Below are 7,426 nucleotides of genomic sequence, written 5' to 3'. Positions count from 1 at the left end.
TGGTGCGGTCGATGAGATTTGAACTCATATGGATCTCTCCGCTACCCCCTCAAGATAGTGCGTCTACCAATTTCGCCACGACCGCGGCCTTCAAGTTGTGTCTCAGCTGATCTGTCTTGGAGTTTGAGGAACTCGATCAGCGGAGAAGGAGCATTTTACCTCGGAATTTGATTCACGGGGGCGTTATTTTCGTTCGAACCCATCCCCTTTTCTTGGGATGCGGGCTGTTCGACCGTGCTGAGAACGCCGCCGGCGGGCTGCGCGGCACGCTTGGAGAAGGCGCCGGAAGCGAGCGTGAGGGCGATCGTCGAGCAGAAGAAGACCGTCGCCGCGATCGCGGTCGAGCGCGAAAGGAAGTTCGCGCTGCCCGTCGCACCGAAGACGGAGCCCGAAGCGCCGCTGCCGAAGGCGGCGCCGAGGTCAGCGCCCTTGCCGTGCTGCATCAGGACGAGAACGATCACGACCACAGCGGAGATGATCTGCAGAACGAGGGCAATGCTGAGCAGGAAATGCATTTTGGTTCAACCTTGTGATTTTGCCGAATGGTGAATTCTAAAAGAGTGTCCGTCAGCGTGCGGCGCAGACGGCGAGAAAATCGTCCGGATCGAGCGCGGCGCCGCCGATGAGGCCGCCGTCGATGTCGGGTTGGGCGAAGAGTTCCGCCGCGTTCGAGGGCTTGACGCTGCCGCCGTAGAGAATCGGCAACGAGGCCGCGGCGACTTCGTCCGTGCGCTCGACGTGCGCGCGGAGCGCCGCGTGAACCGCCTGCGCGGTTTCGGGCGTCGCGGTGAGACCGGTGCCGATCGCCCAGACGGGTTCGTACGCCAGTGCGCCCAACTTTTCCGCCGGAACGAGCGAGAGCACGGCGTCCAACTGGCGGAGAACGACCGTTTCGGTCGCGCCCGCTTCGCGTTCCGCGCGGGTCTCACCCACGCAGACGATCGGACGAACGCCCGCCTCGACCAACGCGCGCACCTTCTTCGCGACGCGCTGATCCGTGTCGCCGTAGAGCGTGCGGCGCTCGGAGTGACCGACGATGCACCAACGCACCCCCAGGTCCGCCAGCATCGCCGCGGAGACTTCGCCCGTGAACGCGCCCTTCGCGTTTTCGTTCACATCCTGTGCGCCCAGTTCGAAGTGGGCGTCGACGGGAAGCGTGGCGAGATACACCGACGGCGCGCAGACCACCGCGCGGCAGCTCAAATCAGCCGCCTTCGCGCGGAAGACTTCGGTCCAGCGCTCGTTCTGCGCACGGTTGCCGTTCATCTTCCAGTTGGCTACGACGAGGCGTTCACGCACTTGGGCTTCTCCGAAAAAAGGGGGACTCAAACAACGCCGGCGCGGCGGACGACCGCCCCAAGCTTAATCCGCGCATTTTACCTTAGTTGGCCCCGGGGCGTCCGCTTCTTCACGCGCTTCTCCGGGCGCTTCCGAGCAGGGTTTCGTCGGGAAGCTTCCGTTGGGGAGAGTTCAAAGAAAACCGACCGTCCCGCAGGTGCGGAACGGTCGGTCGAATGTCGGGCGGAGCGTGATCCGCAGGGCGGATCACGTCTCAGTCATCAGCCCTGCAGGACGTCTTCCTTGAGAAGCGCCTTCATCGAGAGGCGGACGCGGCCCTTTTCGTCGGCTTCGATCACCTTGACGCGGACCTTCTGGCCTTCCTTCAGGTAGTCGGAGACCTGGTTCACGCGTTCGTTGGCGATCTGCGAGATGTGGAGAAGCCCGTCCTTGCCCGGGAGCAGCTGAACGATCGCGCCGAACTCAAGCAGGCGCTGGACCGTGCCTTCGTAGATCTGACCGGCTTCGACTTCGGCCGTGATCAGCTCGATGCGGCGGCGCGCTTCTTCGACGCGGGCCATGTCGGGGCTCGCGATCGTGACGGTGCCGTCGTCTTCGACGTTGATCGTCGTGCCGGTTTCTTCCGTGAGGGCGCGGATGGTCGAGCCGCCCTTGCCGATGACGTCACGGATCTTTTCCGGGTTGATCTTGAAGGAGACCATGCGGGGCGCGTAGTCGGAGAGTTCGTGCGCGCCGCCGCCGGCCATTTCGTGCATCTTGCCGAGGATGTGCTGGCGGCCTTCGTGGGCCTGCGCGAGCGCGGCCTGCATGATTTCCGCCGTGATGCCTTCGATCTTGATGTCCATCTGGAGGGCGGTCACGCCGTTTTCCGTACCCGCCACCTTGAAGTCCATGTCGCCGAGGTGGTCTTCGTCGCCGAGGATGTCGGTGAGGACGGCGAACTTGTTGCCTTCCTTGATCAAGCCCATCGCGACGCCCGCGACGTAGTCCTTCAGCGGGACGCCGGCGTCGAGCATCGAGAGGCAGCCGCCGCAGACGGAAGCCATCGAGCTCGAGCCGTTCGATTCGCAGATTTCGGAGACGACGCGGATCGTGTACTGGAATTCGTCCGCGGTCGGAAGCACGGCCTTCAGGGCGCGCTTCGCGAGACGGCCGTGGCCGATTTCACGACGCTTGGGCGAGCCGACGCGGCCCGTTTCGCCGGTCGCGAACGGGGGCATGTTGTAGTGGAGCATGAAGCGCTCGTGCGTTTCTTCGCAGAGGCCGTCGATGATCTGTTCGTCCTGCTTCGTGCCGAGGGTCGTCGTGACGAGGGCCTGCGTTTCGCCGCGGGTGAAGAGGGCGGAGCCGTGCGTGCGCGGAAGGACGCTCTGGCGGATTTCGATCGGACGGACGGTACGGGTGTCGCGGCCGTCGATGCGGGGTTCGCCGTTAAGAATGTTCGAACGGACGATCTTCGCTTCGAGTTCGAAGAGGATGCCGTGAACTTCGTTCATGTCGGCGACTTCCGTGCCGGCGGATTCGGCGTCGGCCGTGAGGGTCGCTTCGACGAGCGCATAGACTTCGCGGAGCTTTTCCGTACGCGCCTGCTTCTGGCGGATCGAGAAGGCTTCCTTGAGGCCGGCGTCGGCGATTTCGACGATGCGGGCGTAGAGCGCTTCGTTCTTCGGAGCGGGCTGCCAATCCCAGGCGGGCTTGCCGGCTTCGGCGACGAGTTCGTTGATCGCGTTGATCGCGACCTGCATTTCGCGGTGACCGAACATCACGGCGTCGAGCATCGTCTTTTCGGGGAGGACGTCGGCTTCGGATTCAACCATCAGAACAGCGCGTTCCGTACCGGCGACCACGAGGTCGAGGCGCGAGGTCTTGAGTTCTTCGGTGGTCGGGTTGAGAACGAAGGCGTCGTTGACGTAGCCCACGCGGCAGGCGCCGATCGGGCCCTTGAAGGGGATGCCCGAGATCGCGAGCGCGGCGGAGGCGCCGATCATCGCGGGGATGTCCGGGTCGACCATCGGGTCCGCGGAGAGGACGTGAATGATGACCTGAACTTCGTTGAAGAAGCCGTCCGGGAAGAGCGGACGGATCGGACGGTCGATCAGGCGGCTCGTCAGCGTTTCCTTTTCGGAAGGACGACCTTCACGCTTGAAGAAGCCGCCGGGGATCTTGCCGGCGGCGTAGGTCTTTTCAATGTAGTCGACCGTGAGCGGGAAGAAGTCCTGACCGGGCTTCGCTTCCTTCTTGGCGACGACCGTGGCGAGGACGACCGTATCGTCCATGCGGCAGATGCAGGAACCCGTCGCCTGGCGGGCGATCTCACCGGTTTCGAGCGTGACGTCGTGGTTGCCGAAGCGGAAGGTCTTCGAGACCTTGTTGAACATCGTCATCGTGGATGTTTCCTAAAAAATTCGTCGTTTTCGAGTGCTGGACTCAACCGCGCTAGTGTAACCGCCCCGGACAATTCACGTCGATTGCTCGAACGCTGCGGTGCCAATGGTCTTCAGCAAAAACCGCTCGCATCGCAACGCTTCGATGGGTTGGAGACAAAGGGGGAGGTTGAGGGAGCCGCGAAGGACGACGGTGGATAGAAAGAAGGCCTGTCGAAAAAATCGGCAGGCCTTGCGGGAAACCTTACTTACGGAGACCGAGGGCGTCGATCAGCGTACGGTAGGCGTTGAGGTCGGTGCGCTTCAGGTAGTCAAGGAGCTTGCGGCGGCGCGAAACCATGCGGAGAAGGCCGCGGCGGGAGTGGTGGTCCTTGGCGTGAACCTTGAAGTGTTCGGTGAGATGGTTGATGCGGGCCGTGAGGAGAGCGACCTGAACTTCGGGAGAGCCGGTGTCGCCTTCGGCGCGCTGGAACTTCGCAACGATCTCGGACTTGTTCATTTCAACGGACATGGGTATTCCTATGCACTCAAATGTGAAACATGCGGACGCGGGCGTTGAGACCTGCGCCGTGAAAGTGCGAATTCTACCTGCGCTTCGAAGCGACTTGCAAGGGCGCGGAGGACTTTTCTTCGCGCGATCGCTGAAAAAGCGAAACCCCGGCGGTTCGGGCCGGGGTTTCGAGTTCGGGACTTCGACTGGTCAACGTTCGTCGGAGAGACGGAAGCGCTTTTCCATGAAGCGGACGATCTGCGAGATCGAGAGCGTCATGATGAGGTAGAGGAGTGCGACCGCCGTCCAGATTTCGATCGTCGCGTAGGTTTCGGCGATGACCAACTGGCCGGAACGCGTGAGTTCCTCAAACCCGATGACGGACACCAGGGACGAGTCCTTCAACATCGCGATGAATTCGTTGCCGAGCGGCGGAATGATGCGCTTGAAGGCCTGCGGCAGCACGATGTAGCGCATCGTCTGGCCGTAGGTCATGCCGAGCGAGAGCCCGGCGCGCATCTGACCCTGCGAGATCGACTGAATGCCGCCGCGGAAGATTTCCGCGATGTAGGCGCCCGAATTGAGCGAGCAGGCGGTGACCGCGGCGATGAACGGGTCGATGCGGTGACCGATGAGGTTCGGCAGCGCAAAGTAGATGATGAAGATCTGAATCAGGAGCGGGGTGCCGCGGATGAAGTCGACGTAGACCTTCGCGGGCCAGCGAAGCAGCGGGGTCTTCGCGAGCTGGGAAAGACCGAGAATAAGCCCCAGGATCAGGCCGAAGCCGACCGAGAGCGCGGTGATCTCGAGCGTGAGGAGCGCACCGCGCAGAAGCAGCGGCAGGCTGTTCGAGACCAGGCTGATGTCGAATTCCATTCGTTGTGTTCCTCTAATTTTTATCGCTGCGCGAAGGCGTGGGTGTGGGGAAAAGCGCGCAGCGTCGTCAGTCTACGCTTTTAAAGACGAATTCTGTAAAAAACCGGCCTCGGAATGAGGCCGGTTCGGTTCCGAGCCGATGAATTATTCAGCGAACCACTTGTCGTGGATCTTCTTCGCTTCGCCCGACGCAACGAGTTCGTCGTAGGCCTTGTTGAGCTTGTTGAGAAGCTCGGTGTTGCCCTTGTCGACGGCGAAACCGTAGCTCTGCGCATCCATGATTTCGGGCTGGAGCTTCAGCGACTTGCCCGCCTTAGGCTGGGTCTTCAGGAAGTAGGCGAGCACCGGACGGTCCATCACGACCGCGGCGGCGTTGCCGGACTGGAGATCGAGGAACGCTTCGCTCGTCGTGTTGAAGCTCTGAACCTTCGCGTTCTTGATGCCCTTCGCGTAGTCGGCGCCGGTCGTGCCGATCTGGACCGCAAGGCGCTGGCCTTCAAGGTTCGCGAACGTCGCGAACTTTTTGGCATCGGCCTGGCGGACGATCATCGAAATGCCGCTCGTGTAGTAGGGCTTCGTGAAGTCGACGCGCTTGGCGCGTTCTTCGGTGATCGAAAGGCCGGCGGCGATCACATCGATCGTCTTCGTCTTCAGAGCCGGGATCAGGGCGTCGAAGCCCATGTTGAGAATTTCGACGTCGTAGCCCGCCTTGTCCGCAACCGCGCGGATCAGGTCCATGTCGAAGCCGGAGTACTGCTTCGTTTCGGTGTCCAAGAACTCAAACGGCGCGAAGGTCGGTTCCGTACCGACGCGAAGCAGATCGCGTGCAAGAGCGGCGGAGGAAAGCGTGGCTGTGAACGCAACGGCTGCGCAGGCGGCGAAGGCGAATTTCTTGAACATGTTGGGCTCCGGAACTGAGGGGTGCTGAGGCCGCGCGGTGAAAGCGTGGGCGCGCGCAGGCTCAACGATTGTTTTTGGACAGGTGCATCCTAATGCCTGCGGCGAGGCCCAAAATCAGCCGAAAACGCTTTTTTGAGCGCGGTCGGGAGGACTAAGCAGAATCTCCTAGTCGTTTTCGGTTTGGTTGCGACGAAAAAGAAAAATCCCGACAAATCAAAGAGATTTGTCGGGATTTTGTCGACTTTTTCGGGGGTTTAGTTGGCTTCGGTTGAGGCCTCGGAAGTGTCGGCTTCGGTGCCTTTGCGCCAGATCGAAATGCCCTTGCACTTCTTTTCTGCAATGTCGAGGATGCGGTTGTGCTCGGCGATTTCCTCGTCCGTCGCCTTCGTGATGACGAAAGCCTCGAAGGGCGGAATGGGCGGGAGGTTGTCCGCGTCGACGTTGAGAAGCTCGAACGTGTCCTGACCGCGAGTCAGCGACTGGTAGACCTCGGCGAGGAGCTGCGCGTCCAAAAGCGCGCCGTGGTACGTACGGGCAGAGTCGTCGATTTCGTAGTATCGGCAGAGGCTCGCGAGACTCACCGCGCGACCGGGAAGAAGCTGCTTCGCGAGCTTGATCGTGTCGATCACCTCGCAGTAGTCGCTGATTTTGCCGCGCCCGCAGCGCTCCAGCTCGGCGTCAAGAAAGCCCGTGTCGAACGCAGCGTTGTGGATGATCAGCGTGCCGCCGTTCACAAACGCGAGGAACTGATCGACGATCTCGGCGAATTTCGGCTTGTCCGCGAGGAACTCGTTCGTGATGCCGTGGACTTCGATGGCGTCCGCAGGGACTTCACGCTCCGGGTTGATGTAGAGCTGAAGGCGGTCTTCCGGGCGGTTCGTGAGGAGTCGACCGTCGAGCGCGACGCAGCCGATCTCGATGATGCGGTCGCCGCCCTGAGCTTCGAGGCCTGTCGTTTCGGTGTCGAGCGTGATGAGACGTTGCGTAGCCATGAAGACCTCGGTGGTTCGGTTGCGGTGAGCGCATCATAGCGCGCTGAAACGAAAAAACCTCGCCGAGACGAGCTCGCGAGGTCATCAGTTGCGAAAAGTTTGGAGCGGGCGAAGGGAGTCGAACCCTCGTCATCAGCTTGGGAAGCTGAGGTAATAGCCGTTATACGACGCCCGCGTTTCGCAGGAGGTTAATCTTACATGAGACGATGCGGTTTCGCAAGAGTGGGTGAACAGCCCAGAAAATGAAAGCGGACCCGAAGGTCCGCTCTCGCTCCGTATGTCCAATGGACAGGCGACGGAGTCAATCTTGACTTTAGGGGATTTCAGCTCGTCCGGAGACGATTTCGAAACCCCTGATCATGTACGATTAGGCTCAATGATACGCAAATTTCGCAAAAAACGCAAGAATTTCTGCAATGAAGGTGTTTTCGAAAAATTGCTTTAGAAGAGAGCTCTGACGTGAATTTCTCTCAAACGGGTACACG

The 7,426-nt window shown here is 61.0% G+C and carries 7 protein-coding genes and 2 tRNA genes; all 9 read right to left on the bottom strand.

The genetic code is table 11. The features are described 5' to 3' along the window. A tRNA-Leu gene (locus tag HMPREF9440_RS06165) sits at positions 1-85 on the bottom strand. Positions 86-155: 70 nt separating this feature from the next. Continuing rightward, positions 156-515, bottom strand: a complete 360-nt coding sequence (gene secG / locus HMPREF9440_RS06160; RefSeq protein WP_008542532.1) for a preprotein translocase subunit SecG — start codon at positions 513-515, stop codon at positions 156-158. A 52-nt stretch (positions 516-567) separates the two neighbouring features. Next, on the bottom strand, positions 568-1,299 hold the full coding sequence (gene tpiA / locus HMPREF9440_RS06155) for a triose-phosphate isomerase (protein ID WP_040764253.1): 732 nt from the start codon (positions 1,297-1,299) through the stop codon (positions 568-570). Positions 1,300-1,559: 260 nt separating this feature from the next. Further along, positions 1,560-3,683 carry a polyribonucleotide nucleotidyltransferase gene (gene pnp, locus HMPREF9440_RS06150; RefSeq protein ID WP_008542529.1) on the bottom strand — a complete coding sequence of 708 codons (2,124 nt, stop codon included), beginning with the start codon at positions 3,681-3,683 and terminating at the stop codon, positions 1,560-1,562. A gap of 244 nt (positions 3,684-3,927) precedes the next feature. Beyond that, positions 3,928-4,194 carry a 30S ribosomal protein S15 gene (gene rpsO, locus HMPREF9440_RS06145; protein WP_008542528.1) on the bottom strand — a complete coding sequence of 89 codons (267 nt, stop codon included), beginning with the start codon at positions 4,192-4,194 and terminating at the stop codon, positions 3,928-3,930. Between the two features lie 189 nt (positions 4,195-4,383). After that, positions 4,384-5,049, bottom strand: coding sequence for an amino acid ABC transporter permease (locus tag HMPREF9440_RS06140; RefSeq protein ID WP_008542526.1), 666 nt, complete (start codon positions 5,047-5,049; stop codon positions 4,384-4,386). Between the two features lie 144 nt (positions 5,050-5,193). Beyond that, positions 5,194-5,949: a basic amino acid ABC transporter substrate-binding protein gene (locus HMPREF9440_RS06135; RefSeq protein WP_008542525.1), complete on the bottom strand. Its 756-nt coding sequence runs from the start codon at positions 5,947-5,949 to the stop codon at positions 5,194-5,196. Positions 5,950-6,203: 254 nt separating this feature from the next. Then, positions 6,204-6,941, bottom strand: coding sequence for a DNA polymerase III subunit epsilon (gene dnaQ / locus HMPREF9440_RS06130; protein WP_008542524.1), 738 nt, complete (start codon positions 6,939-6,941; stop codon positions 6,204-6,206). A gap of 100 nt (positions 6,942-7,041) precedes the next feature. Next, positions 7,042-7,116 (bottom strand) — tRNA-Gly (locus tag HMPREF9440_RS06125). Positions 7,117-7,426 lie beyond the last annotated feature (310 nt).

The organism is Sutterella parvirubra YIT 11816, assembly GCF_000250875.1.
Taxonomy (GTDB): domain Bacteria; phylum Pseudomonadota; class Gammaproteobacteria; order Burkholderiales; family Burkholderiaceae_F; genus Sutterella; species Sutterella parvirubra.
Note: the sequence above shows the minus strand (reverse complement) of the source record. Positions and strands in the feature narration are given on the sequence as shown.

What these genes read in the sequence shown, in the direction of transcription:
- dnaQ (WP_008542524.1), bottom strand. Translation starts at nt 6,941, where the DNA reads ATGGCTACGCAACGTCTCATCACGCTCGACACCGAAACGACAGGCCTC.
- secG (WP_008542532.1), bottom strand. Translation starts at nt 515, where the DNA reads ATGCATTTCCTGCTCAGCATTGCCCTCGTTCTGCAGATCATCTCCGCT.
- rpsO (WP_008542528.1), bottom strand. Translation starts at nt 4,194, where the DNA reads ATGTCCGTTGAAATGAACAAGTCCGAGATCGTTGCGAAGTTCCAGCGC.
- HMPREF9440_RS06140 (WP_008542526.1), bottom strand. Translation starts at nt 5,049, where the DNA reads ATGGAATTCGACATCAGCCTGGTCTCGAACAGCCTGCCGCTGCTTCTG.
- pnp (WP_008542529.1), bottom strand. Translation starts at nt 3,683, where the DNA reads ATGACGATGTTCAACAAGGTCTCGAAGACCTTCCGCTTCGGCAACCAC.
- HMPREF9440_RS06135 (WP_008542525.1), bottom strand. Translation starts at nt 5,949, where the DNA reads ATGTTCAAGAAATTCGCCTTCGCCGCCTGCGCAGCCGTTGCGTTCACA.